Here is a 24885-nt window from a genome sequence, read left to right as displayed (position 1 = left end):
AGCTGAACCGATCAACGCCGAAAGTCCTCGTCCTGTAAGGCAAACGTAAGTCTGGACAACTCCTGGTCTTTGTCACGGGTCCGGCGGGGTCGGATTAGTGTGGGGGAGTCCGCCACGTTGTGGTGACGGACGCGTCTCGATCTCGAAACTGGAGAGTTGCCTCACATGAGCTCGACGGGAGTCTCGTCCCCGCCCGGAACAGATGTCGGTGCCGAGGTCGGCGCGTTGCGTCGCTCGGCCAGCCCGGAGCAGCTCCGGGACGAGCTGATCGACGCCGCGGCGGCGTTGGCGCCCGAGATCGGTGACCTGATCCGCCTGTACTACCGCCACATCCCGGCCGAGGAGATCGTCGGCGACGACCCCGTGGCGCTCGTCGGCGCGGTGCGCTCGCACCTGCAGCTGGCCAAGCAGCGCATGCCGGGACGCCCGGCGGTCCGGCTGCTCAACCCCACCGCGGCGCAGGACGGCTGGACCCGTGAGGCCACCGTCGTGCAGGTGGTCACCGACGACATGCCCTACCTCGTCGACAGCGTGGCGGCCGAGTTCGCGCGCGACGGCGTGCAGGTGCACCGCATCGTCCACCCGATCGTCGTGGTTAGCCGCGACGTCACGGGCGAGCTCGCGGGCCTGCACCCCGACGCCGACCCGGCGAACCCGCCGGCGATGTCGGCGGCCGAGTCGTGGATGTACCTGGAGATCGACCTCGTCACGGACCCGAACCGCGCCCGCGAGCTGGACAACCGGCTGGCCTCGGTGCTGGGTGACGTCCGCGAGGTCGTCGAGGACGCCGACAAGATGGCGCAGACGGCGTGCTCCGTGGCGGAGTCGCTGGAGCAGCACCCGCCGAAGCTGCCCGACCCTTCGCAGGTGGAAGAGGGCGCCCGCCTGCTGCGCTGGCTCGCGGACGGCCACTTCACCTTCCTCGGCTACCGCCGCTACGAGCTGGTCGAGAACCCGCACCCCGACTCCGACGAGCCGGCCCTGCGCGCGGTCCTCGCGTCCGGCCTCGGTGTGCTGCGCCAGGACAGCCTCGCCGCCCGCAGCCTCACCGCGGGCCCGGACGACTACGCCAGCGCGCTGTCCCCGACGCTGCTGGTGCTCACGCAGGCCAGCGCCCCCTCGACCGTGCACCGTCCGGTGTACCCGTACTACGTCGGCGTGAAGACGTTCGACGACGAGGGCACCGTGACCGGCGAGCACCGGTTCCTCGGCATGTTCACCACCACGGCGCTGCACGAGAACGTGCTCGACATCCCCGTGGTGTGCAAGCGCGTGCGCGAGGTCATCCACCGCGCCGGCTTCCCGATGGAGTCGTTCTCCGGCCAGCGCATGCTGGAGGTGCTGCAGAACTGGCCGCGCGCCGACCTGTTCTCCGCTGACACGGATTCGCTCTACGCCACCACCACCGGCGCCATCACGCTGTCGGACCGCCGCCGGCTGCGGCTGTTCCTGCGCCGCGACCCGTACGGCCGCTTCTACTCCTGCCTGGTCTACCTGCCGCGCGACCGCTACACGACGCGTTCGCGGCTGGCGATGCAGAAGGTGCTGCTGGAGGAGCTGGAAGGCACGCAGCTCGAATACAGCGCGCGCATCGGCGAGACCGTGCTCGCGCAGGTGCACTTCATCGTGCACACCGACCCTGCGCACCGGATCGAGCCCGACACGCTGCGGATCCAGGAACGCCTCAACACCGTCGTGCGCAGCTGGGACGACCGCATGGTCGAGGCGATCCTCGCCGAGCGGCGCGAGCGCGCGGGCGATGGCCAGCCGATCGGCGTGATGGGCGAGGAGTCCGCCGTCGACCAGGGCCAGCGCTTCGCCGCGGTGTTCCCCGAGGGCTACAAGGAGGACTTCACCGCCGACGAGGCGCTCGCCGACCTGCGCAAGCTCGACACGCTGGCCGACGAGGGCGACCTGGCGCTGTCGTTCTACCTGCCCGCCGACGCCGAGCCGGGCGAGCGCCGCTTCAAGCTCTACCTGCGCGGCGAAGGCGTGACGCTGTCGAAGGTCCTGCCGCTGCTGCAGGCGATGGGCGTCGAGGTCGTCGACGAGCGGCCGTACGAGCTGTTCCGCGAAGACGGCGGCGCCAGCTGGATCTACGACTTCGGCCTGCGCATCTCGGCGAAGTACCTCGACGAGAGCAGCACCGTCGCCCTCGACGCGCTGCGCGATCGGTTCCAGGACGCGTTCCACGCGGCGTGGCGCGGCGACGCGGAGGTCGACGGCTTCAACGGCCTCGTGCTGCGCGCCGGCCTCACCTGGCGCCAGGCTGCGGTGCTGCGCGCGTACTCGCGTTACCTGCAGCAGGCCCGCAGCCCGTTTTCCCAGGAATACATCCAGAACACGGTGCTCAAGCACACCGAAGTGGCCATGCGGCTGCTGAACCTGTTCGAGACGCGCTGCGACCCGCAACTGTCCGATGTGGACCGCAAGACGCGCGAGGACTCGCTCGTCGGCGAGATCACCGCGATGATCGACGAGGTCACGAGCCTCGACGAGGACCGCATCCTGCGCCGCCTCATGGCCGTGATCAACGCGACGCTGCGCACGAACTACCACGTGACCGGCGCGGACGGCGCCACGCGGCCGTACCTCGCGATCAAGCTCGACCCGAGCGGCGTGCCGGAGCTGCCGGAGCCGCGGCCGAAGTTCGAGATCTTCGTGTACTCGCCGCGCGTGGAAGGGGTGCACCTGCGCTTCGGCGAGGTCGCGCGCGGCGGCCTGCGCTGGTCCGACCGGCGCGAGGACTTCCGCACGGAGGTGCTCGGCCTGGTCAAGGCGCAGGCGGTGAAGAACGCCGTGATCGTGCCCGTGGGCGCGAAGGGCGGCTTCGTCGTGAAGCGCCCGCCGGCTCCCACCGGGGACGCGAGCCTCGACCGCGACGCGCAGCTCACCGAGGGCATCGCGTGCTACCGCATGTTCATCTCGGGCCTGCTCGACCTGACGGACAACCGCGTCGAGGGCAAGACCGTGCCCGCGCCGGGCGTGGTGCGCCACGACGCCGACGACAGCTACCTCGTCGTCGCGGCCGACAAGGGCACCGCGAAGTTCTCCGACATCGCCAACGAGGTCTCGGGCCAGTACGGCTTCTGGCTCGGCGACGCGTTCGCCTCCGGCGGCTCGGTCGGCTACGACCACAAGGCCATGGGCATCACCGCCAAGGGCGCGTGGGAGAGCGTGAAACGCCACTTCCGCGAGCTGGGCAAGGACACCCAGACCGAGGACTTCACCACCGTCGGCATCGGCGACATGATGGGCGACGTCTTCGGGAACGGCATGCTGCTGAGCGAGCACATCCGCCTGGTGGCCGCGTTCAACCACATGCACGTGTTCCTCGACCCGAACCCGGACGCCGCGTCGTCGTTCGCCGAGCGGCGCCGGCTGTTCGACCTGCCGCGCAGCTCGTGGGACGACTACGACCGCTCGCTCATCAGCGAGGGCGGCGGCATCTACCCGCGTTCGGCCAAGACGGTCCCGATCAGCCCGCAGGTGCGCGAGGCGCTGGGCATCGACGAGGGCATCACGCACCTGCCGCCGATGGAGCTCATCCAGGCGATCCTGCTGGCGCCGGTCGAGCTGCTGTGGAACGGCGGCATCGGCACGTACGTCAAGGCGGAGACCGAGACCCACGGCGACGCGGGCGACAAGGCCAACGACGCGATCCGCGTCAACGGCAACCAGCTGCGCGTGAAGGTCGTGGGCGAAGGCGGCAACCTCGGCCTGACCCAGCTCGGCCGGATCGAGTTCGCCCGCTCCGGTGGCAAGATCAACACCGACGCGCTCGACAACTCGGCCGGGGTGGACTGCTCCGACCACGAGGTCAACATCAAGATCCTGCTCGACCACCTCGTGGCGACCGGGGACCTCGAGCACACGCGGCGCAATTCGCTGCTGGAGGAGATGACCGACGAGGTCTCCGACCTGGTGCTGACCGACAACTACCGGCAGAACGCGGTGCTCGGCGTGAGCCGGGCGCACGCCGGTCCGATGGTGTCGGTGCACGCGCGGCAGGTGTCGTCGCTCGTCGCGAAGGGCGCGTTCGACCGCAAGCTGGAAGCCCTGCCGACGTCCTCGGAGTTCCGCGCGCTGGAGAAGGCGGGCGAAGGCCTGTCGTCGCCGGAGCTCGCGACACTGCTGGCCCACGTGAAGCTCGACCTCAAGGACGAGCTGCTGGCCAGTGAGCTGGTCGACTCGGAGGTGTTCACGCGCCGGCTGCCCGAGTACTTCCCGAAGCCGCTGCGGGAGCAGTTCTCCGACGCGATCACGCAGCACCCGCTGCGCCGTCAGATCATCACCACGCTCGTGACCAACGAGCTGGTGGACGGCGGCGGCATCTCGTTCGTCTTCCGCCTCATGGAGGAGATGAACGCGACGGCCACCGACGCGGTGCGCGCGTACGCCGTGGTCACCCACGTCTACGACCTGCCGAAGCTGTGGGCCGAGATCGACGGGCTCGACAACGTGGTGCCCACCGCGGTCGCCGACGCGATGGTGCTGGAGACGCGCCGGCTGCTCGACCGCGCCGCCCGCTGGTTCCTCACCAACCGCCCGCAGCCGCTGGCGCCGCTGGCCGAGATCAACCGCTTCGGCCCCGTGGTCGGGGAGCTCGGCCCGAAGCTGGGCGACCTGCTGCGCGGCCGCGAGCTGGAGTCCGTGGAGGAGCACGCCGGCAGGCTCGTGGCCGACGGCGTGCCCGCCGACCTCGCCCGCCGCGTGGCGCTGCTGCTGCACAGCTACGGCCTGCTCGACGTGGTCGAGGTCGCCGAGCTGGCCGAGCAGCAGGTGGGGCTCGACGCGCTGCACAGCCCGGCCGACACCGCCGAGCTGTACTACGCGCTCTCGGACCACCTGGACATCGACAAGATGCTCACCGAGATCAGCAAGCTCGAACGCGGCAACCGCTGGCACGCCCTCGCGCGTCTCTCGCTGCGCGACGACGTCTACGGCTCGCTGCGCGCCATCACGCTCGACGCGCTGCGCCACAGCGACCTGGACGTGGCAACCGACGCGAAGATCTCGCAGTGGGAGAAGACCAACGCGTCGCGGCTGTCGCGCGCCCGCGTGGCGCTGGACGAGATCACCCGCTCCGGGCGCCTCGACCTCGCGACGCTGTCGGTGGCGGCGCGCCAGATCAGGAGCACGGTGCGGTGACCTACGTTTCGCACGTCCGGCCGCGCTGGTCGGACATGGACGTCTACGGGCACGTCAACCACGCCAACATGGTGACGCTCCTGGAGGAGGCGCGGATCCCGGTGCTGTTCGGCGACGCGGTGAAAGCCGGCCTCACCGAGCTGCCCAAGGGCGTGGTCGTGGTGAAGCTCGGCGTGCACTACCGCGCGCCGATCGTCGTCACGCCCGAGACGTCGGTGCGGGTGGACATCACGCTCACCGAGGTCAAGTCGGCCACCATCACGCTGGCCTACGTCGTGCACACCGGGCCCGAGGAGTCGGACCCGGTGGCGGTGACCGCGGAGACCGTGCTGGCGCCGTACGACACCGTCAAGCTGCGGCCGCGGCGCCTTTCCCCCGAGGAGACCGAGTTCCTCAAGAAGGTGTTCGCCGATGCCTGAGCTGCGCATCCCCGACGCGGGCGACCGCGACACGCTCGGCGCGTTCGTCGCCCGCGCGGTGCGGCTCGACGGCAACACCGCCGTGCGGCTGCGCAACCGCGCTTCCGGCGACGGCGGCGTTGTCGAAGCGTGGACGGCCACGCCGTTCGAGGTCCTCGCCACCCGCGCGGTGGCGGGGACCGTGACCCCGGCCGACATCACCGTGTCGGGCAACGAGCTGCTGGCGGCCCTCACGGTCGCCGGCGGCGAGGTCATGGACCCCGGACCCGCGCGCGACCTGCTCTGGCACGCGGAGCTGCCCGCGCCGGGCCGCTGGCAGCTCGTGGACGACCTGCCGGTCGGCGTGGTGTCCGACCTGGCCGACCGCGGCGTCACGCTGGCCCGCGACAACGTCGGCCCGCACGGCACGCCGCCGGCGTCGCTGATGGACCAGGCCGTGCTCACGGTCACCGGCGGCGAGCTCGAGGTGAAGGTGCAGCTGCGCTGTTTGTTCGCCTTGTCCGGTATGGGGCTGTTCGACTCGTCGATCGACGGCGACGTCGTCCGCGTGACGGCCACGGACTCGTGGCTACGGCTGGATGCCCGATATGGGGCGGTGCTGAAGCGCAGGCACGCGTTGTTGCCCCTTCTGTTCTGAACTGATCTTCGCCATTCCCGGGACGAGCCTCGCCATTCCGCGGGGCTCGTTCCGGTCACATTGTCTGTTCGCTTTGTCTGGAATAAGCGCGCGGAAGGCACGCGCCATTGCCCGTTCGCTTCTGATTTCCTTGCGATTCCCTTGCGGCCGTGGTGCTTTCCCGGCGGCGGTGCGAGGGTGGGGACATGACCGACCCCGACGGTGACCCGACGGCGGATTTCCTCGCCGGCGTACGGGCCGAGCAGACACCGTGGCGCACCGACCGCCCGGTGGCTGCCGAGGGGCCCGAGCAGACGGGCCAAACCGTGCGCCCCGGGCGTTTTTCGCGGGTCGGCCGAGCCGTGGGTGAGGCTGCGCCGTATGTGCAAGCCGCATTGTTCGCGGCGTGGATCGCCACGTCAGTGGCCGAGTCCGGCGACGGTTCGGGCGGAATGAACGGAGGCCAGAACGGTTAGGTGGTCCCGTGGACCGAAACTCCGGGTAGAGTCGGTGCCGGATGAGCCGCCGATGTCCGATTCGGCGCGACCTCGAACACCGCACCGCCGGTTGTCGTGGCTTATTGCGCGCACGCGGTCCGCAGGCCGTTTCCGCCCGCCAGAGCCGAATTGCCGACGGTGGAGGGGAGACCCATGCTCCTGTCCGGTCCCGATCGTCTGACAACCGAAGCCGTACACGAAGACCCACTGGTGCTGAGACGCGCGCTGGTCGGCTACGTACACGCGGTGGCCGAAGCCGTGGACGTCTCCGCGGAGGGGACGTCGTGCGAGGTTGCCGACACAGTCACCGCCTATGTGGCGCTGAGCCGCCGCTCGCCGCGTTACCCCGGCCGTGACCTGATGTTGCTCTGGAACTCCCGGCAGGGCTGGACGCTTTCCGTGGAGACGAGGCCGGCCGAGGCGCCCCTCGTCGTCGCGCGCCTGGGCGGAGACGTCGTCCCGGAGCCCGCCCTCGTGGGCCGGTTCGTCGCCGAGGTCGTCTCGGCCCCCGGCAACAGCTCGTGGACCACGCCGCCCAGCCGTGCCGCCGCCGATCGGGGCGAGCTGGCGGCTCGGCTGGAACGACGTGTCCGTCCCGTCGTCAGGCGGTCTTGAGCTTTCGCGCCAGCCGCTCCGGGCGGGGCCAGCGAACCTGAGACGCCCAGTTCAGCTTCTCGAACAGCCAGATGAGCCGAGCCGAGGTGTCCAGCTGGCCCCGGCCCACGCCGTGGCGGGCGCCGGTCGGGTCGGCGTGGTGGGAGTTGTGCCACGACTCGCCGAACGACAGGATCGCCAGCGGCCAGAAGTTGGCCGAACGGTCCCGCGCCTCGAAGGGGCGCTCACCGATCATGTGGCACAGCGAGTTCACCGACCACGTCACGTGGTGCAGCGCCGCCACCCGCACGAGCCCGGCCCAGAAGAACGCCGTGAGTGCGCCCCACCAGCTCATCGTGGCGAGGCCGCCGATCAGGGCCGGCGCCAGCAGCGTCACGGCGGTCAGCACGGGGAAGAGGCTGTCGACGCGGCGGATGTCCGGATCGTCCAGCAGGTCCGGGGCGAAGCGGCGCGAGTTGGTCTTGTCGCGGTCGAACAGCCAGCCCATGTGCGCGTGCCAGAAACCCTTGGCCAGCGCGGCGGGCGTCGTGCCGTAGCGCCACGGGGAGTGCGGGTCGCCGTCGCGGTCGGAGTACGCGTGGTGGCGGCGGTGGTCGGCGACCCACGAGATCACGGGGCCCTGCATCGCCATGCTGCCCGCCACGGCGAGTGCGATCCGCAGGCCACGGCGGGCGCGGAACGAGCCGTGGGTGAAGTAGCGGTGGAAGCCGATGGTGATGCCGAGGCCGCTGAGGTAGTAGAAGCCGACGGCGAGGCCGATGTCGAGCCAGCTGAGCCCCCAGCCCCAGGCCAGGGGCACCGCGGCGACGACCGCCAGCAGGGGGAGCACGGCGAACAGCTTCACGAGGAAGGCTTCGGTGCCCGTCTTCTGCCCGGCGAGCATGGGCTCGGGTGCGGGCCGTTCACGGACGGCGGTTGCCGTGCTCGATGAGGTGGGGGCAGGGGAAGGAAGGGTGTCGCGAGGGGTGTCGATGCTGGAACGCTCCTGTCGAGCTGGTCCGATCACTGCACTCTGCAGGACCGAGGCCGGTTCGACGGTGTGCCCGGGCGGCATTGCCGTTGCGGGGGCGCACACCGTTCGTGCGGTCCGACCCCGGAGGGCCGGCCTTGACCTTCTCGGTCAACGAACGGTGCGCCGGCAAGGTTCCCGGCGGATTTCCCGGAACTTCCCCGAGAACGGCCGAAGGGCCGGTGCACGTGGCACCGACCCCTCGGAGAAACCGTTGTGACGTCAGAGAATCGTGACGGCAGTGGCCTGCGGCCCCTTCTGGCCCTGGCCGATCTCGAACTCCACGCGCGCGTTCTCCTCCAGGCTACGGAACCCGTTGCCCTGGATTTCGGAGTAGTGCACGAACACGTCGCCACCGCCGTTGTCCGGCGTGATGAAGCCGAAGCCCTTTTCGGCGTTGAACCACTTCACGGTGCCTTGCGTCATAAATGTCTCCACCACTGAAAACGATCGAGGTACCACTTCGGCACCCGGGTCGAAGACCGACGGTTTGATCTTCCGGTGAGGGAGAACCACTACGCCCGCGCATCTTGCGAGCGTGGCTGCGGGGAGTACCCACCGCACGAACACAAAATATGACCGCGGCCAGTTAACCACGTCCGACGCGGTCGCACCAGCCCACTGATCAGGTGGGCAACCGTGGCCGGAACCAGTCCACACTGTCTGTCCCTTGTGGACTCAAGGCGTGCCGGCGCTGGTGCTGACCAGTGCTTCATTGTGCCCGCGGGTGCACGTCGTGTAGCGTCGGTCACGTCGAGAGAGTTCTTCCGTGCGCCGGCAGCAGAGCCGGCGCCGTCTTCGGCCGACCGCGAGGCCCGAGCCGGCTGCTCGGTCCGGCCGTCGTCCCACCCGTCTTTCGACGACTGCATTTCACAGAGGAGCCTGATGCGCTCGGAACGTCGTCCGCTGTCCCCCGACACCAGTGAGTTCGCCCGAGCCCGCGTCTCCGCGGAGCTGGGCCTGCGCCACCAGCGCGACCAGGCGGCCCGGACCGTCGCCGGCCGTGCCCGCGACGTCGACGACCTGCGTGGCCTGCTGGCCATGCTCGGCCTCGAGGCCGGAGCCCGCGGCTAGCTCCTCCGGATCACCAGGTTCAGACCAGCCACGCCGCCGAGTCCGGCGGCAGCCTGCCGTCCACGAGCGGGGTGCTGGACAACAGCAGCTCGCCGGGCGGCAGGGCGATCGAGCTCGCCGACGTGTTCAGCGCGCAGATCAGCCCGCCCTTGCCGCCGCGGCGGAACGCGAAGCAGCCGGCGGGCGCGCCGTACCACTCCAGCTCGTCGCCGACGCGGAAAGCGGCGTGCGTCTTGCGCAGCTCGACGGCCCGCCGGTACAGCGAGAGTGTGGACGACGCGTCTTCCAGCTGACGTTCCGCTGTCAGCCCGGCCCACTCGGCCGGCATCGGCAGCCACGTGCGCGGGTTGCGCGAGAAGCCGAACGGCGGCAGCGAACCCTCCCACGGCATCGGCACGCGTTCGGGATCCCGGCTGAACTGCGGGCCCTGGCTGCGCGCCCGGGGGTCGGCCATCGCCTCGGGCGGGATCTCGACGTTCGGCAGGCCCAGCTCTTCGCCGTTGTACAGGTAGACCGCACCCGGCAGCGCCAGCTCCACCAGCGCCATGGCCCGCGCGCGCCGCAGCCCGGCCGCGCCGCCGCCGTAGCGGCTCACGGTGCGCCACACGTCGTGGTTGGACAGTGTCCACGTGGCGGGCGCGCCGGCCGCGCGCGGCACGGCCAGCGACCGCTCGATCGACGTGCGCATCGCGTCGGCGTCGAAGTGCGTGAGCACCAGGCGGAAGTTGAACGCCAGGTGCAGCTCGTCGGGCCGCAGGTAGCGCGCGAGGCGTTCCTCGTCGTGCACCCAGATCTCGCCGACGGCCATCGTGTCCGGGTACTCGTCGAGCACCTTGCGGATCATCTGGTGGACCTCGTGCACGCCGTCGTCGTCGAAGCGCGGGTCGAAGTGCTCGCCGCCGCCGAAGCCGGCCGCGCGCGGGTCCATGTCGGGCAGGCCGGGCGGCTTCGCCATGCCGTGGGCCACGTCGATGCGGAAGCCGTCCACGCCGCGGTCGAGCCAGAAGCGCAGCGTGCGCTCGAGGTCGTAGCGCACGTCGGCGTTGGCGTAGTTGAGATCCGGCTGCTGCGGGGCGAACAGGTGCAGGTACCACTGCCCGTCGGGCACGCGCGTCCACGCGGGCCCGCCGAACACGGAAACCCAGTTGTTGGGCGGTTCCGAGCCGTCGGGGCCGCGGCCGTCGCGGAAGACGTAGCGGTCGCGCTCGGCGCTGCCGGGCGCGGCGGCCATCGCGGACTTGAACCACGAGTGCTGGTTGCTGGTGTGGTTCGGGACGATGTCCACGGTCACCTTGATGCCGCGCCTGTGCGCCTCGGTGAGCAGCACGTCGAAGTCGCCGAGCGTGCCGAACATCGGGTCCACGTCGCGCGGGTCGGACACGTCGTAGCCGTGGTCGGCCATGGGGGAGCGGTAGAACGGCGTGAGCCACAGCGCGTCGACGCCGAGCAGCTCCAGGTACCCCAGCCGGCTGCGGATGCCTTCGAGGTCGCCGACCCCGTCGGCGTCGGAGTCTGCGAACGAGCGCACGTAGACCTGGTAGAAGACGGCGTCGGACCACCACGCCGGGCGGGGCCGGCCCTCCGGGGACCGCCGGTGGCCCGCCACCGGGCGTCTCATCAGACGAAGCTGTTCATCATGCTGTGCGCCGCCATCTCGAGGTAGGCCCACAGCTGCTCGCGGTACGGCTCGGGCAGGTTCTCCTCGTCGACGGCCACGCGGATGGCGCGCAGCCACGCGTCACGCTCGATCGGCCCGATCTTGAACGGCGCGTGGCGCATCCGCAGCCGCGGGTGGCCCCGGCGGTCGGAGTAGGTGTGCGGGCCGCCCCAGTACTGGATGAGGAACAGCCGGAAGCGCTCCTCGGCCGGGCCGAGGTCCTCCTCCGGGTACAGCGGGCGCAGGATCTCGTCGGTCGCCACTTCCTGGTAGAAGCGCGCCACGATCCGCCGGAACGTCGGTTCGCCGCCCACGGCCTCGTACAGGTTCGCGGGTTCGGAGCCACTCACAGTCGACACCCCTCCATCTTGCCCTTACCGCGGCTACTTGTCGGCGCCCGGTGCGGACAAGTACCGCCCGAGCGGCGGTTCGAAGCCCGCCTCTTCGAGCGCGGCGAGCAGGTGCGCGCGCAGCGCCCGCTGCACGGCCCACTGCTTGCCGGGCCGCACCTTCACCGTCAGCCGCAGCTGGATGCCCTCCGGTGTGACCTTCTCCACGCCCAGCATCTCCGGCGGCTCCATCACGTTGACGGCCAGCGCCTCGCTCTCGGCGGCCTTCGTGGCCGCCCCCATGAGCACGGTCGTCGCGAGGTCGACGTCGGCGGAGTAGCCCAGCGGCACGTCGACCACGGCCACGGCGAAGCCCTGGCTGGAGTTGCCGACGCGCAGCACCTCGCCGTTGCGCACATACCAGACGGTGCCACCCAGGTCGCGCAGCGTGGTGATGCGCAGGCCCACGGCCTCGACCGTGCCCGTCGCCGGCCCGATGTCCACGACGTCGCCCACGCCGTACTGGTCCTCGATCATCATGAAGATCCCGGACAGGAAGTCGCGCACGAGGTTCTGCGCGCCGAACCCGAGGGCGACGCCGACGATGCCCGCCGACGCGATGATCGGCGCCAGGTCGATGCCCAGCTCACCCAGCACGAGGATGAACGCCAGGCCGTAGATGAGGAACGTGGCCATCGACTTCAGGACCGAGCCGATGGTCGCGGCGCGCTGCCGGCGCCGCTCCACCACGGCCGGGCCGAGCACGTCGGGGGCGCGCTCGCGCAGCGGTCTCAACAGGGCGGGCAGCTTGCCGTTGCCGCCGCGCGGCAGCGTGGTCACGCGGTTGATGACCCGGCGTGTGAGGTACCGCACCACGAACGCGAGGACCAGGATCAGGATGATCCGCAGGGGCTTGGTGACGACCCAGCCCGCCGAACCGGCGAGCCACTCGTTGTGCGTGATCGAAAAGACCTGCGAGCACCACGTGCTGGGGTCGGAGATGCACGCTGGCGGGGCGCTGAGCACGGCGTTCACGGGGTCGAACAGTCCTTCCGTCGCTTCGGTTCACCCAACGGCAAGTGGATGTTGGGTCGCGGGCACGTGACACGTCACGTAACACACGTGCACTTTGGGGCTGATGTGTGGTCGACTATGCCTGCACCGGTGGAGGTGGTCGAGTGCCAGACCGACAACCCGTCCCCCTCGGCGGCGCCGGCCAAGCCATGGCCGAGCAGTCGCCGGAGACGGTCCTGCGCGCCTGTCCGGGAGGTTCCGCACCCGGCGGAACGAACCCGGCCGGGCCGGGGACCCGACCAGGGGGAGTTTCCCGTCCGCCCGGACAGCGTAGAGGCCGGGACCCGGCGACCCCGCCCTGGGGCCGCCGTCGCGTATTGCTGCTGAACGCCACCTTCGAGCCCCTCACCGCGTTGCCCATGCGGCGCGCGGTGGTGCTCGTGATGTGCGGGAAGGCGGAAGTCGTCCACGGCGACCCGGGTGGCGTGGAGCTGCACGCCGCGACCGTGTCGCTGCCCGTTCCGTCCGTGATCCGGCTCAGCACGTACGTGCGTGTGCCGTACCGCGCGAAGGTGCCGCTGACCCGGGCCGGGCTCATGCACCGCGACCGGTACCGCTGCGCCTACTGCGGTGGCCGGGCCGAGACGATCGACCACGTCCTGCCGCGCAGCCGCGGCGGACCGCACAGCTGGACCAACTGCGTGGCCTGCTGCGCCAAGTGCAACCACCGCAAGGCCGACAAGCTCCTCTCGGAGCTGGGCTGGCGCCTGCGCGTGGTGCCGAGGGCGCCCCACGGCCCGCATTGGCGCCTGCTGGCGCACTCCAAGGAGGCCGACCCGTTGTGGCAGCCGTACTTGGGTTCGGCGGCCTGACGGGCCGCTGAGACGTCGGCGCCCCGGCTGCCTGTGCGGCGGCCGGGGCGAGCCGATGAGTCGCTGAGCCCTGCCCGCGCGTGCTCCGCGCGGCGGCTTCCTCTCGCGCGCGCCCTCCGTCCGGGTGCGCGCGTTCTGCTTTCGTCAGGCGGCCAGCGCGAAGTCGGCCTGCGAGGTCACGCGGGTGCCGTTGGTCACGCGCGTGCCGCGGGTGACTCGCGTGCCCCTCGTGACCCGGGTGCCGCACGTGACGCGCGTGCCCCCGGTGACGCGGGTGCCCCGGGTCACACGGGTGCCCCTCGTGACGCGGGTGCCGGCCGTCACGCGGGTGCCGCCGGTGACGCGCGTGCCGCGGGTGACCCGGGTGCCGCGCGTGCCGCGCGTGACTCGCGTGCCCCCGGTGACGCGGGTACCGCGAGTAACCCGAGTACCGCGGGTAACCCTTGTGCCGGACGTCACACGCGTTCCGGTCAGGAATTCGGTCTCGCTGGGTGACGAAATCGGCTCGGTGATCGCCTGAGCGGGGGGCTGGACGCTCTGCATGAGGTGGCCTCCTGGGACCGGTGCGTGACCTGCTGGGGCTGAGGAGCGGACCGCAAGGCCCGTACAGGTGAAAAAGCTACGAGCATTTCAGTGCGCCGACAAGACGGGGGCGACCGGTACGGCCGCCTGTACGTTGAGTTGCAACCTTTCGGCCCGCCCGGCTTCGCCCCAACGTTCCAGCGCGGGCGAGCCAAGCGGCGGACGGACGGTCCCGCACGACGAGCGGTCGCCTTCCGGCGCGGCGCCGCGCGGTGGCCACCAGGGCCATCCGATACGCTCACCGGCGTGAACGTTGTCGAGACGATCCTGGTCTACGCGGTCATCCCCCTGGCCATCTACTTGGTGGTCGGTGCGGCCACCCTGCGGAAGAAGTTCTCGGGGACGCCGCGGTACCGGCCGGGACAGCCGTGGGAGTACCCCGCGATGTGGTGGACCGCCAACCCGGAGGGTGTCGGTGCGGGTCACCACGCCGTCGATCCGGACTCTGTGGTGCCCTCGGGCACCGTGACCGCTGCCGGAGGCGCACGTGGCAAGTGGTGAACTCGCGCACTCGGCCACTGCGGTCGACGTTGCGGAGAAGGACCTGCCCTTTGGTGAGGTGATCACCAACAGCGGCCGCCGTTCGGCGGCCAAGATGTACGAGCCGGCCGAGCCGACCAGCCCGTTCTCGGTGCAGCAGCTCGCTCGCCTGGACGAGGCGCTGACCTTCGCGACGCGCGAGTCCGGCGTCGCCTTCAGCGTGTACCTCGGCGATCTCGGCGAGGACACCCGCGCCGCGGCCGAGAAGCTGCTGGCGTCGACCGAGGACCCGGCCAACGCCGTGGTCCTCGCGGTCTCGCCTGCGCAGCGCGCGATCGAGATCGTGATCGGCGAGCGCTCGCACGTCCGCCTGCCCGACCGCGGTGCCAACCTGGCCGTGGCGAGCATGGTCGCGTCGTTCAAGGAGGGTGACCTGGTCGGTGGCCTCGTCAACGCCCTGCGCATGCTGAGCGACCAGGCCGGGCCGGACCCGAAGCACTGACGTCTTCCTGACGCACCGAAGGGGGCCTCCTCGAGAAGTCGAGGAGGCCCCCTTCGGCGTTTCCGGGTGGGCCGCTCGGGCGTGAGCGGCCCACCGCGGTCAGACCTGGCTGTCGAACTCCCGCGCGGCGAGCGCGCGGACGATGCCGGCGCGACCTTCGGACACGAGCCGGCGCAGCGCGGCCGGGTGCTCGCCCTTGAGCCATTCGTCCGACGCCGCCACCGTGGCGGGCTCGACGGCCCACGACGGGTAGAGCCCGATCACGGTCGGCTGGGCGCGCTCGCTGGAGCGGCGGGCCCACACCTCGTCGATGACCTCGAAGTACCGCGCGACGTAGCTGCCGAGCAGCTGCTTCTGACCCGGGTGCGAGAAGCCCGAGATGAGGGCGTCGCTGACGGCGTTGGGGATCTCGTCGTCGTAGACGGCGCGCTGCCACGCGTCGGCCTTGGCCTCGGCGGTCGGCTGCAGCGCGCGGCACCGCTCGGCGTGCCGGCGGCCCGCGGCCGTGTCGTCCTTGGCCAGCTCGGCCTCGATGTCCGCGGTGCCGGCCTTGCCGTGGGCCACGAGTGCCTGCAGCAGACGCCAGCGCAGGTCGGTGTCCACGGTGAGGCCGGGCAGCGGCGCGGAGCCGTCGAGCCAGCCCGCGACGACACCCAGCGTCGCCTCGTCGAGCACGCCACCGGCCAGCGAGTTCACGAACGCCAGCTGGTGGTCGGACCCGGCCTCGGCGTTCCGGGCGAGCTCCAGCAGCCGCCCGGTGAGCGCCGGCCAGCCCTGCTCGGCGGCCCACTTCTGGTCCGCGTACGAGTTGAGCGCCGTCTGCGCCTGCAGCAGCAGCCGCTGCACCACGCCGACCTCGCTCTCGGCGTGGATGCCGCGCGCCACCAGCGTCACGAAGTCGCGGGCCTTGAGCTCGGCCTCGCGCGTCATCTCCCACGCGGCCGACCAGCACAGCGTGCGGGGCAGCGGCTCGACGATGTCGGCGATCCGGTCGATCAGGGTGGTCAGCGACGCCGGGTCGAGGCGCATCGTGCAGTAGGTGAGGTCGTCGTCGTTGACCAGCACGAGCTTGCCCGCCGGCTTGCCGACGAGCGCGGGCACCTCGGTGCGGTCGCCCGACACGTCCAGCTCCACGCGCTCGGTGCGCACGACCTTGCCCTCGACGTCGTCGTACACGCCCACCGCGACGCGGTGCGTGCGCAGCTCACCGGCGCCCGGCTTGGCGCCCGTCTGCACCACGGCGAACGACGCGAACGTGCCGTCGGCCGCCACCTCGTAGCGCGGGCTGAGCGAGTTGAGGCCGGTCGTCTCGAGCCACTGCGCGCTCCACCACGACAGGTCGCGCCCGGACGCCTCTTCCAGCGCGGCCAGCAGGTCGGCCAGCGTGGCGTTGCCCCACGCGTGCTTTCCGAAGTAGACCTTCAGGCCGTCGAGGAAGTGCTCGATGCCCACGTAGGCCACGAGCTGCTTCAGCACGCTCGCGCCCTTGGCGTAGGTGATGCCGTCGAAGTTCACCTCGACCGCGTGCAGGTCGACGATGTCGGCCGCGATCGGGTGCGTGGAGGGCAGCTGGTCCTGGCGGTAGGCCCACGACTTCTCGATGTTCGCGAAGCTGGTCCACGCGTTCTTGTACTCGGTCGCCTCGGCCTGCGCGAACACGCTCGCGAACGTCGCGAACGACTCGTTGAGCCACAGGTCGTCCCACCAGCGCATGGTGACCAGGTCGCCGAACCACATGTGCGCCATCTCGTGCAGCAGCGTCTCGGCGCGGCGCTCGTAGGCGTAGCGCGTGACGCGGCTGCGGAAGACGTAGTCCTCCAGGAAGGTCACGGCGCCGGCGTTCTCCATCGCGCCCGCGTTGAACTCCGGCACGAACAGCTGGTCGTACTTGGAGAACGGGTAGGGCGTGCCGAACTTCTCGTGGAAGAAGCCGAAGCCCTGCTTGGTCTCCACGAACAGGCGGTCGGCGTCCATGTGCTCGGCGAGCGAGGCGCGGCAGTAGATGCCGAGCGGAATCGTGCGGTGGGCGTCGGAGAACTCGTCGCGCCACTCGGCGTACGGGCCGGCGATGAGCGCGACCAGGTACGTCGAGATCCGCTCGGACACGGCGAAGTTCGTCACGCGGGCGCCGTCGGGAGTGTCCTCTTCGGTCTCGACGAGCGCGTTGGACACGATCTTCCAGTCGCGCGGCGCGTGGACCGTGAGCTTGTACACCGACTTCAGGTCGGGCTGGTCGAAGCAGGCGAACATGCGCTTCGCGTCCGCGGTCTCGAACTGCGTGTAGAGGTACACGCCGTTGTCGACCGGGTCGACGAAGCGGTGCAGGCCTTCGCCGGTGTTCATGTACCGGCAGTCCGCGGTCACCACGAGCTCGTTGTCCGCGGCGAGCTCCGGCAGCGCGATGCCCTTGTCCTCGACGTAGGTGCTCACGTCGAGGTCGGTGCCGTTGAGCACGGCGGAGCGGACGCCCTCGGCGACGACGTCGATCCACGACGACTCGCCCGGCCGGGTGGCGGAGAAGCGCACTGTGGTGGTGGAGAGGAAGGTCTTCTCACCGGGACCGCCGTGGCCGTCGGTCAGGTCCAGCACGATGTCGTAGGACGCGACATCCAGCAGGCCGGAGCGCTGCTTGGCTTCGTCACGAGTCAGGTTGGGGGCGGGCACGGGCACCTCTGGTCTTCGATTCCGGTTGCGGTTTTCGGGCTGTCGAGCATCCAATCATGCGAAGCGGTCCTCGGGCGACGGGGAACAACCGGGCCTGTCGCGCGCGTTGGCCGTCATTGGGGGATACCCCGCTGAAAAAGGCATGCCTGCCGACGTCGACCCTCGCGAGGAGCTCGTTGAGATGACCGCTGCGTCCCAGCCCACCAAGGTGGACTTCTACTTCGATCCGATCTGTCCGTTCGCGTGGATCACCTCGCGGTGGATCCTCGAGGTCGAGAAGCACCGCGAGCTGGACCTGAACTTCCGGATCATGAGCCTGTCCGTGCTCAACTCGGGCCGCGAAGAGCTGCCGGAGCGCTACCAGGAACTGATGGACAAGGGCTGGCGTCCGGTCCGCGTGGCCACCGCGCTGGCCGCCGCGAAGGGCGAAGGGGTGCTGCGCGACTTCTACACGGAGTTCGGCACGCGCTACCACAACCAGGGCAACAAGGACTTCGACGTCGTCCTCAAGGAGGCCCTCGAGGCCGTCGGCGCGCCGCCCGAGCTGATCGAGGCCGCCGACTCGACCGAGTACGACGAGGCGTTGAAGAAGAGCCACCACGAGGGCATGGACCCGGTCGGCATGGACGTCGGCACGCCGACCATCCACATCGACGGCGTCGCGTTCTTCGGCCCGGTGCTCAGCTCGATCCCGAGGGGCGACGACGCCCTGAAGCTGTTCGACGGCGCCGTCGCGATGGCGAGCTACCCGGACTTCTTCGAGCTCAAGCGCACCCGCACGGGTGAGCTGAACTTCGACTGACGGCTCAGGGGGTCGCGAGTGCGGCCCTCGTGACGCCGGCGGGGTAGGGCGAAGCCGCGATGGCTTCGTCCGCCCCGCGGGCGCCGGCCGCCACGGCGGCCTTCAGCTCGTTGAGCCGGCGCAGACCGTCGCGGTGCTCCCGGACGAACCCGGGACCCACGGGCTCGCCGTGCCCGGGCACCACGATCCGCGGGTCGAGCGCGAGGATCGCCTCGAGCGCGCCCGGCCATTCGCCCAGGTGCGTCTCGTCGCTGAACGAGTACTCCGTGAAGCCTTCGGGCCCGTGCTCCACCACGTCGCCGGCGAAGACGACACCCGCGTCGGGCACGTGGACCACCAGGTCGTGGTCGGTGTGGGCGCGGCCGGGGTGCACGAGCGCGACGGTGCGGCCGCCGAGGTCGAGCTCGGCGCGGTCGGCCACGAGCCGATCGGGTGGCATGAGGCCGGTGCGGTCGAGGGCGTCGGCGGTCTCCGGCTTGCCTTCCGCACGGTAGTGCGCGCTCCACTTCGCTTTCGCGGCTTCGCCGTGGTCCAGCAACTCGCGCAGGCAGCGCTCCTGCGCCCAGACGTCGCACGGCAGGAACGGCGTGGTGCCGAAGCTGTGGTCGAAGTGCGCGTGCGTGTAGACGACGCTCCACGGCAGGTCCGTCAGCTCCCGCACGGCCGCGGCCAGCTCCGCGCCCTGGTCGACGTCGCCGCGCGTGTCGATCACCAGGCAGCGCTCGGTGCCGATCACCAGGCCCGTGGTCAGGTCGAGCTCCTCGTAGCGGCGCGCGTGCACACCTTCGGCCACTTCGGTCCAGGTCATTGCGCCTCCAGGATTTTCCCGCGCACGGTGGGCGCGGTGGTGCTGACGTCCGCTTGGGCGGCGAGCTCGACGTCGTTCGCGTGGCCCGCCGCGGCCAGTTCGCGGCCGGACGAACACGTGCGCAAGGCCTGGGCCACGTCGGTGCCCGCGTAGGCGGCGGCAGCGAGAGCGGCTTCCGCCGAGAGCGTGCCGCCGTGGCGGGCGAGTGCCGCGACGATCGCACCCGCGCCCAGCTGGTCCTCCACGCACGGGCGCAGCGGTCCGAAGTGCTGCTCTTCGCCCAGCAGATCGATGCCCCAGCGTTCGCCCGCCGGGATAACGCCGACGGGCCGCCCGGCCGCCAGCTCGTGCGCCTTCGCCGTGACGGCCGAGGCGTTGCGCAGGCAGCCGGCCAGCACGTGCGCTCTTGTGGCGGCGGCCGCGGCGATCAGGGTGGCGCCGTTGGGCGAGGGCAGCGCGAGGAGTGTGCCCGACGGGATGTCCGTCACAGAGGAGGGCCGCAGCGTCCACGCTTTGTCGCCCGCGACGACCGCTCCTGCGGCGCGCGCTTCGGCGACACCGCGGTCGTCGCGCCAGCGCACCGGCAGCACCCGTCCGCCGCGTGCGATGACGAGATCCGTGGTGGTGCAGAAGGAAAGCACGTCGACCACGACGAGCACCGCGCACGCGCCGCCGAGCGCCGTGATGCCTTCGGCGCCCCATTCGAGCCGCACGTCGTGTCCAGGCTGTTTCCATGTGTCCACCCCCAGAGCATGCCCGCCACCGGCGGTGATGGCAGACTCGCCGCTGTGCGTGTCTACTTGGGATCCGACCATGCCGGTTTCGAGCTGAAGAACCACCTGGCCCGCCACCTCGCGGGCCAAGGGCACGAAGTCGTCGACGTCGGTCCGCACACCTACGACCCGGTCGACGACTACCCCGCCTACTGCGTGGCCGCGGCGCTGCGCGTGTCCGGCGACGAAGGCAGCCTCGGCATCGTGATCGGCGGCTCGGGCAACGGCGAGCAGATCGCCGCCAACAAGGTGCCCGGCATCCGCGCGGGTCTCGGCTGGAGCGTCGAGACGGCGCAGCTGTGCCGCGAGCACAACCACGCCCAGGTGCTCGGCGTCGGCGCGCGGATGCACACCGTCGAGCAGGCCACGGAGATCGTCGAGGCGTTCCTGGCGACGGAGCCGTCGCCGGAGGAGCGCCACGGGCGCCGGATCCAGCAGCTGCTCGACTACGAGCGCACCGGCACCCCGCCGCCCCTGCCGGAAGCCTGATGCCCGAAGGGCACACCCTCCACCGCCTCGCCCGTCTGCACAAACGCCGCTACGCCGGCGCGCCCGTCTCGGTGTCCAGCCCGCAGGGCCGGTTCGCCGAGGAAGCGGCGAAGCTCGACGGGCAGGTGCTGGAGTCGGCCGAGGCGTACGGCAAGCACCTGTTCCACGACTACGGTCCACACGGGACGGTGCACGTCCACCTCGGCCTGTACGGCACGTTCGGCGAAACGCCGCTGCCCGAGACCGAACCGGTGGGCCAGGTGCGGATGCGCCTGATCGGCCGCACGCACTGGACCGACCTGCGCGGCCCCACCCGGTGTGAGCTGCTCGACGCGGCCCAGGTCGACGCGATCAAGGCGTGGCTCGGGCCCGATCCGTTGCGCCGCGACGCCAAGCCCGACCTCGCGTGGGACCGGATCTCGCGTTCGCGCACGTCGGTGGCCGCGTTGCTGATGGACCAGGCGGTGCTCGCCGGCGTCGGCAACGTGTACCGCGCCGAGGTGCTGTTCCGCCACGGCGTCGCCCCGATGGTGCCCGGGCGCGCGCTCGACCGCGGGCTGTGGGACGCGATGTGGGCCGACCTGGTGACGTTGATGCGCCACGGCGTGCGCATCGGCCGCATTGACACAGTGGCGCCGGAGCACATGCCGGCCGCGCAGGGCCGCGCGCCGCGCGACGACCGGCACGGTGGCGAGGTGTACGTCTACCGGCGCGCCGGGATGCCGTGCCTGGTGTGCGGCACGCCGGTGGCGCACCAGGAGCTCGTGGGGCGGAACCTGTACTGGTGCCCGTCCTGCCAGCCCGCCTGAGTCACGCGGTGAGGCCGTCCAGCAGCAGGTCGAGCCGCTCGGCCAGCGCGGCGGCCAGGTCGAACGGCGGCGCTTCGTCGGCGAGCCAGCGGCGGAGGGTGTCGCCGTAGATCGCGGTGACCACTTCGGCCACCGTGCGCGGCGGGAGCTCCGCGCGTAGTTCGCCGCGTTCCTGGCCCTGGTGGATCGCGGCGATCGTCGCGTCGGGCACCGGGTGCTGGTGGGCGACGACCTCGTCGTGGCGCAGGCTCACGTGCAGCATGCGGGTGAGGGTGCGTTCGCGCTCGTTGACGGCCGCCAACGCTCGGAAGTAGCGGTGCAGCCGCGTGCGCGCGGGTTCGTCGGAGTCGTCGACGGTGAGCAGCTGGTCACGGCGATCCTGGCCCCAGGCGACGAGGAAATCGCGCTTGTGGGGGTAGTGGTTGAGCACGGTCTGGCGCGCGACGTCGGCTTCGGCGGCGATGTGGTCGATCGTCGTCGCTTCGTAGCCGTGCGCCTCGAACAGCTCGAGCGCGGCCGTGAGCAGGCGCGCCCGCATCCGGGCCCGGTTCGCTTCCCGCCGTCCAGTCACGGCGCCAGCTTATCGAAGTTTGGTCTTGAGGCTAAACTTAGTCTGGAGACCAAACTTCGAAGGAGCTGACCATGCAGGTGGACATCCGCGACAAGGTCATCGTCATCACCGGCGCGGCGGAGGGACTGGGCCGCACGCTCGCGCTGGGCCTGGCGCGCGAGGGCGCGCGGATCGCGGTGCTCGCCCGCAGTGCGGCGAAGGCGGCGGGCACCGTGGACGAGATCGTCGCTTCGGTGCCGGACGCACCGAAGCCACTGGCCGTCGTGGCGGACGTGTCCGACGAGGACCAGGTCCGCGCCGCGGCCGAGGCCGTCGACGCGCACTGGGGCCGCGTCGACGCCTTGATCAGCAACGCCGGCTGGATGCCACCCGCGGGCACGATGCGCGTGCTGGACTTCGAGCTGGCCGACCTGCGACGCATCCTCGACAGCAACCTCGTCGGCTGCTTCCTCGTCACCAAGCATTTCGCGCCCCTCATGATCCGCGGGGGCGGCGGCCGCATCATCTACGTCGGCAGCATGGTCGGCACCCAGGCCGGCCCCGGCGCCGGCGCGTACGGCGCGTCGAAGGCCGGCGTGCACCTGCTGAGCAACGTGGTGCACCAGGAACTGGCCGACCAGGGCATCCGCACCGTCGCGCTGGCACCCGGCCTCACGGTCACGCCGGGCATGCGCGTGGCCGCCAGCGAGGAGCACATCGCGCGCGTCAGCGCCCGCTACCCGGGCGGCCGCGTCGGCCAGCCGGAGGACATCGTGCCCTTCGCGGCCTTCCTGTGCAGCCCGGCGGCCGAACACCTGTCGGGCACCCTGGTGGGGATCCGGCCGATCACGGGGTGAGTCCGATGTGGACTCGATGCGGGAATGGTTGGTGCGCCCCGGGTTTGCGCGGCGCGCGGCTGAGCTGGTGCGGGTCGGCGCGCGGTGGTCAGCCGCGGGTTTCCGCTGGGCCGTACCGGGGGTTGTCTGACTTGGCGCCGTTGATGGGCCTCGGATGTTGGCAGCGTCTGGTTGAGCCCTGTCAGGCCGGCGCCGGCGGTCAACTGTGCGCTCAGGCCGGGCGGTGTTGGGCTCGGCTGGTCGGCGCCGTTGCCGGGCCTCGGCTTTCGGCCGTGCTTGGTCGAGCCGGGCGGTCGTCGGTCTGGGCGCGGCCTGCTCGAGCCCGGCGTAGCCGTGGTTTTGCCGAGTACCCCGAACCGGCCCCGCAGCAGCCCCTGAATGCGGTGAAGGGCACCTCGCGGGAACCGGAGTCCCGCAAGGTGCCCTTCACCGACGTTGCCGCCGGCTAGAAGTCGAAGCCGCCGCCGCCGCCGAAGCCGCCGCCGTCAAAGCCGCCGCCGTCGAACCCGCCGCCGTCGAAGCCGCCGAAGTCCTGGCCGCCGCCGTCGTAGCCGCCGCTGTCGCCGCCGTCGAAGCCGCCGCCATCGCCACCGTCGCCGCCGTCGCCGCCCTGGTCGCCGGACTCGAGGGCGTCCTGCTGGCCGGCGTCGTAGCCCGATTCCCAGGCCGAGGCGCTCGCGATGCCGCTCATGCCGGAGAACATGGCGCTGAACAGGAACATCGAGCCCAGGCCCCACGCGCCGGCCACGAGCGCGGGCTTCCACCACGGCTCGCTGTACCAGCCCTGCGGCACCGGACGTCCCGCGACGCGGCCGCCGGGGTAGTAGTACGGCGTTTCCTGGCCGGGGTCGGGCGAGGCCTCGTAGTGCTGGCCCTCGACGTCGACCTTGCGGTGCTCGGTCACCTTGCCGGCGCGCTCGCGCTCGGCCTCGTCCGGCAGCGCCGGGCCCGGGTCGAGGCCCATGGCCGTGCGGGCGGCGCGGACGTAGTACAGGCCTTCGAGCGCGGTTTCCTTGACGAGCCGGGCCTGCTCGACGGTTTTCGCCTGTTCGAGCTGGGAGCCGGCGGCGTTGTAGCGCTCGCTGGCGTCGGCCATCGCCTGCTGGGACGCCGTGTCGGTGCCGGAGATGTTGAGGACCTGTCCGCCGAGGCGTTCGACGAGGCGGCGCGCGTCGGCCTTCGCGTCGTCGAGCTGCCGCTGCCGCGAAGCGGCCTGCGACCGGGCGAAGTACAGCCCGCCCCCGACGATCACGACGACGAGCACGATCAACAGGATCGCGGTGCCCATGGGTCACTCCACGTGGTGAGCTTGTCTCGGCGGCCCCGCGGCCGCCTTTGAACCGGACAACGCGGACAGTACGCTGAGGGTTCCCGAGAGGTGACGGGGAGCACCTCTGGCCGGGCAAAGTAGAACACGTTACAGTCGGGTCATGAAGTTCTCCCTGTCGATCGCGATGAACCCCCTCGATCAGCTGGGCGAGCTCGCCCGCGCCGCCGAGGAGGCCGGATTCTCCTCGATCGTCCTGCCGGATTCCCTGTTCTACTCGGAGAAGGTGTCGGCGGACTACCCGTACACGCCCGACGGCAGCCGGTTCTGGACCGAGGAGACGCCGTGGGTCGACCCGCTGGTGGCGGCCGCGTCGATGGGCGCGGTGACCGAGCGGCTCGAGTTCTACACCTCCGTGCTGAAGCTCGGCTCGCGCAACCCCGTGCTGCTCGCGCGTCAGGTGAACTCGGTGGCGGCGCTGACCGGCGGCCGGTTCGGTCTCGGGCTCGGCATCGGCTGGTCGCCGGAGGAGTTCGAGTGGTGCGGCGCGCCGTACGAGCGGCGCGGCAAGCGCTTCGACGAGGCCATCGAGGTGCTGCGCCTCATCCTCGACGGCGGCATGGTCGAGTTCCACGGTGAGTTCTTCGACTTCGACAAGCTGCGCATGAGCCCGACGCCGCCGAAGCGCGTGCCGTTCTACATCGGCGGCCACACGGACATCGCGCTGCGCCGGGCCGCGCGCGTGGGCGACGGCTGGTCGTCGGCGATGATGACGCTCGACCAGCTGCGCGATACGATCAAGCGGCTCAAGGAACTGCTCGCCGAACGCGGGCGCGAGGCCGATCCGTTCGAGTTCCAGGCCGTGTGCGTCGACCGCTTCGGGCTCGACGGCTTCCGCGAGCAGGCCGAGGTGGGCGTGACCGACGCGATCACCATGCCGTGGGTGTTCGAGGGTCTCGGCTTCGACGCCGAGGTGGGCCCGAAGGTCGACGCGATCCGCAAGTTCGGCGACGAGGTCATCGCCAAGTTCCGTGAATCGGGGGCGTGAC

The 24885-nt window shown here is 71.0% G+C and carries 25 protein-coding genes; 14 read left to right on the top strand and 11 right to left on the bottom strand.

What is annotated here, in order from left to right:
* Positions 1–165: 165 nt before the first annotated feature.
* The 5 genes from ACQPXB_RS35725 to ACQPXB_RS35705 all read left to right on the top strand — a co-directional run bounded on the left by ACQPXB_RS35725 (position 166) and on the right by ACQPXB_RS35705 (position 7298).
* Positions 166–5151, top strand: coding sequence for an NAD-glutamate dehydrogenase (locus ACQPXB_RS35725; RefSeq protein WP_432845946.1), 4986 nt, complete (start codon positions 166–168; stop codon positions 5149–5151).
* Positions 5148–5570 (top strand): acyl-CoA thioesterase, encoded by a 423-nt coding sequence (locus tag ACQPXB_RS35720; RefSeq protein ID WP_432845945.1) that lies wholly within the window; start codon positions 5148–5150, stop codon positions 5568–5570. The genes ACQPXB_RS35725 and ACQPXB_RS35720 overlap by 4 nt, the downstream gene beginning before the upstream one ends.
* Positions 5563–6207 carry a hypothetical protein gene (locus ACQPXB_RS35715; RefSeq protein ID WP_366586663.1) on the top strand — a complete coding sequence of 215 codons (645 nt, stop codon included), beginning with the start codon at positions 5563–5565 and terminating at the stop codon, positions 6205–6207. Before ACQPXB_RS35720 ends, ACQPXB_RS35715 begins: the two co-directional genes overlap by 8 nt.
* Before the next feature lie 185 nt (positions 6208–6392).
* Entirely contained in the window at positions 6393–6662 is a 270-nt protein-coding gene (locus tag ACQPXB_RS35710; RefSeq protein WP_432845944.1) for a hypothetical protein, read from the top strand.
* 231 nt (positions 6663–6893) lie between these two features.
* The gene (locus ACQPXB_RS35705; protein ID WP_366586657.1) at positions 6894–7298 is read left to right on the top strand and encodes a DUF6292 family protein; all 405 of its coding nucleotides are present in this window, start codon (positions 6894–6896) and stop codon (positions 7296–7298) included.
* Here the strand turns inward: ACQPXB_RS35705 and ACQPXB_RS35700 are convergent.
* Both ACQPXB_RS35700 and ACQPXB_RS35695 read right to left on the bottom strand, forming a co-directional pair.
* Positions 7285–8181 carry an acyl-CoA desaturase gene (locus ACQPXB_RS35700; RefSeq protein ID WP_386955887.1) on the bottom strand — a complete coding sequence of 299 codons (897 nt, stop codon included), beginning with the start codon at positions 8179–8181 and terminating at the stop codon, positions 7285–7287. The two genes, ACQPXB_RS35705 and ACQPXB_RS35700, sit on opposite strands and share 14 nt — an antisense overlap.
* 348 nt (positions 8182–8529) lie before the next feature.
* Complete coding sequence (locus ACQPXB_RS35695; protein ID WP_366586653.1) at positions 8530–8733, bottom strand: cold-shock protein; 204 nt, start codon at positions 8731–8733, stop codon at positions 8530–8532.
* A 459-nt stretch (positions 8734–9192) separates the two neighbouring features.
* Between ACQPXB_RS35695 and ACQPXB_RS35690 the strand changes: the two genes are divergently transcribed.
* The gene (locus ACQPXB_RS35690; protein ID WP_220242999.1) at positions 9193–9381 is read left to right on the top strand and encodes a hypothetical protein; all 189 of its coding nucleotides are present in this window, start codon (positions 9193–9195) and stop codon (positions 9379–9381) included.
* A 19-nt stretch (positions 9382–9400) separates the two neighbouring features.
* On the opposite strand, the gene ACQPXB_RS35685 is transcribed toward ACQPXB_RS35690, so the two are convergent.
* Genes ACQPXB_RS35685 through ACQPXB_RS35675 form a run of 3 tightly spaced genes read right to left on the bottom strand, consistent with a single transcriptional unit; the run spans position 9401 to position 12402 of the window.
* Positions 9401–10999, bottom strand: a complete 1599-nt coding sequence (locus ACQPXB_RS35685) for a glycoside hydrolase family 13 protein (protein ID WP_432845943.1) — start codon at positions 10997–10999, stop codon at positions 9401–9403.
* Positions 10999–11388, bottom strand: a complete 390-nt coding sequence (locus tag ACQPXB_RS35680) for a globin (RefSeq protein WP_360608026.1) — start codon at positions 11386–11388, stop codon at positions 10999–11001. The genes ACQPXB_RS35685 and ACQPXB_RS35680 overlap by 1 nt, the downstream gene beginning before the upstream one ends.
* A 33-nt stretch (positions 11389–11421) precedes the next feature.
* A complete protein-coding gene (locus ACQPXB_RS35675) occupies positions 11422–12402 on the bottom strand; it encodes a mechanosensitive ion channel family protein (protein ID WP_366586647.1) in 981 nt (326 codons plus the stop codon).
* Between the two features lie 398 nt (positions 12403–12800).
* Between ACQPXB_RS35675 and ACQPXB_RS35670 the strand changes: the two genes are divergently transcribed.
* Positions 12801–13253 (top strand): HNH endonuclease, encoded by a 453-nt coding sequence (locus ACQPXB_RS35670; protein WP_366586692.1) that lies wholly within the window; start codon positions 12801–12803, stop codon positions 13251–13253.
* Between the two features lie 144 nt (positions 13254–13397).
* Here ACQPXB_RS35670 and ACQPXB_RS35665 read toward each other — a convergent pair whose 3' ends face one another.
* Positions 13398–13541 carry a hypothetical protein gene (locus tag ACQPXB_RS35665; protein ID WP_366586645.1) on the bottom strand — a complete coding sequence of 48 codons (144 nt, stop codon included), beginning with the start codon at positions 13539–13541 and terminating at the stop codon, positions 13398–13400.
* A 540-nt stretch (positions 13542–14081) separates the two neighbouring features.
* Between ACQPXB_RS35665 and ctaJ the strand changes: the two genes are divergently transcribed.
* Together ctaJ and ACQPXB_RS35655 are read left to right on the top strand one after the other, a co-directional pair.
* On the top strand, positions 14082–14336 hold the full coding sequence (gene ctaJ / locus ACQPXB_RS35660; protein ID WP_220242995.1) for an aa3-type cytochrome oxidase subunit CtaJ: 255 nt from the start codon (positions 14082–14084) through the stop codon (positions 14334–14336).
* Positions 14323–14817, top strand: a complete 495-nt coding sequence (locus tag ACQPXB_RS35655; RefSeq protein ID WP_366586642.1) for a DUF5130 family protein — start codon at positions 14323–14325, stop codon at positions 14815–14817. Before ctaJ ends, ACQPXB_RS35655 begins: the two co-directional genes overlap by 14 nt.
* 99 nt (positions 14818–14916) lie before the next feature.
* On the opposite strand, the gene pepN is transcribed toward ACQPXB_RS35655, so the two are convergent.
* The gene (gene pepN / locus ACQPXB_RS35650) at positions 14917–17481 is read right to left on the bottom strand and encodes an aminopeptidase N (protein WP_366586640.1); all 2565 of its coding nucleotides are present in this window, start codon (positions 17479–17481) and stop codon (positions 14917–14919) included.
* Positions 17482–17662: 181 nt separating this feature from the next.
* Here pepN and ACQPXB_RS35645 point away from each other — a divergent pair, with 181 nt between their 5' ends.
* On the top strand, positions 17663–18283 hold the full coding sequence (locus ACQPXB_RS35645) for a mycothiol-dependent nitroreductase Rv2466c family protein (RefSeq protein WP_386955890.1): 621 nt from the start codon (positions 17663–17665) through the stop codon (positions 18281–18283).
* A gap of 4 nt (positions 18284–18287) precedes the next feature.
* On the opposite strand, the gene ACQPXB_RS35640 is transcribed toward ACQPXB_RS35645, so the two are convergent.
* The gene (locus tag ACQPXB_RS35640; protein WP_432845942.1) at positions 18288–19091 is read right to left on the bottom strand and encodes an MBL fold metallo-hydrolase; all 804 of its coding nucleotides are present in this window, start codon (positions 19089–19091) and stop codon (positions 18288–18290) included.
* Complete coding sequence (locus ACQPXB_RS35635; RefSeq protein ID WP_432845941.1) at positions 19088–19834, bottom strand: 2-phosphosulfolactate phosphatase; 747 nt, start codon at positions 19832–19834, stop codon at positions 19088–19090. Before ACQPXB_RS35635 ends, ACQPXB_RS35640 begins: the two co-directional genes overlap by 4 nt.
* Before the next feature lie 45 nt (positions 19835–19879).
* Here ACQPXB_RS35635 and ACQPXB_RS35630 point away from each other — a divergent pair, with 45 nt between their 5' ends.
* Both ACQPXB_RS35630 and ACQPXB_RS35625 read left to right on the top strand, forming a co-directional pair.
* Positions 19880–20353, top strand: coding sequence for a ribose-5-phosphate isomerase (locus ACQPXB_RS35630; protein WP_432845940.1), 474 nt, complete (start codon positions 19880–19882; stop codon positions 20351–20353).
* Entirely contained in the window at positions 20353–21162 is an 810-nt protein-coding gene (locus ACQPXB_RS35625) for an Fpg/Nei family DNA glycosylase (protein ID WP_432845939.1), read from the top strand. Before ACQPXB_RS35630 ends, ACQPXB_RS35625 begins: the two co-directional genes overlap by 1 nt.
* Before the next feature lies 1 nt (position 21163).
* Here the strand turns inward: ACQPXB_RS35625 and ACQPXB_RS35620 are convergent, their stop codons facing one another.
* On the bottom strand, positions 21164–21733 hold the full coding sequence (locus ACQPXB_RS35620) for a TetR/AcrR family transcriptional regulator (RefSeq protein WP_386955894.1): 570 nt from the start codon (positions 21731–21733) through the stop codon (positions 21164–21166).
* 71 nt (positions 21734–21804) lie between these two features.
* On the opposite strand from ACQPXB_RS35620, the gene ACQPXB_RS35615 reads away from it, so the two are divergent.
* Positions 21805–22569, top strand: coding sequence for an SDR family NAD(P)-dependent oxidoreductase (locus tag ACQPXB_RS35615; protein ID WP_432845938.1), 765 nt, complete (start codon positions 21805–21807; stop codon positions 22567–22569).
* A gap of 445 nt (positions 22570–23014) precedes the next feature.
* On the opposite strand, the gene ACQPXB_RS35610 is transcribed toward ACQPXB_RS35615, so the two are convergent.
* The gene (locus ACQPXB_RS35610) at positions 23015–23857 is read right to left on the bottom strand and encodes a hypothetical protein (protein WP_432845937.1); all 843 of its coding nucleotides are present in this window, start codon (positions 23855–23857) and stop codon (positions 23015–23017) included.
* Positions 23858–23999: 142 nt separating this feature from the next.
* Between ACQPXB_RS35610 and ACQPXB_RS35605 the strand changes: the two genes are divergently transcribed.
* The gene (locus ACQPXB_RS35605; RefSeq protein ID WP_366586623.1) at positions 24000–24884 is read left to right on the top strand and encodes a TIGR03619 family F420-dependent LLM class oxidoreductase; all 885 of its coding nucleotides are present in this window, start codon (positions 24000–24002) and stop codon (positions 24882–24884) included.
* Position 24885: the final 1 nt, after the last annotated feature.

It is taken from the genome of Amycolatopsis sp. CA-161197 (assembly GCF_050942255.1).
Taxonomy (GTDB): domain Bacteria; phylum Actinomycetota; class Actinomycetes; order Mycobacteriales; family Pseudonocardiaceae; genus Amycolatopsis.
Note: the sequence above shows the minus strand (reverse complement) of the source record. Positions and strands in the feature narration are given on the sequence as shown.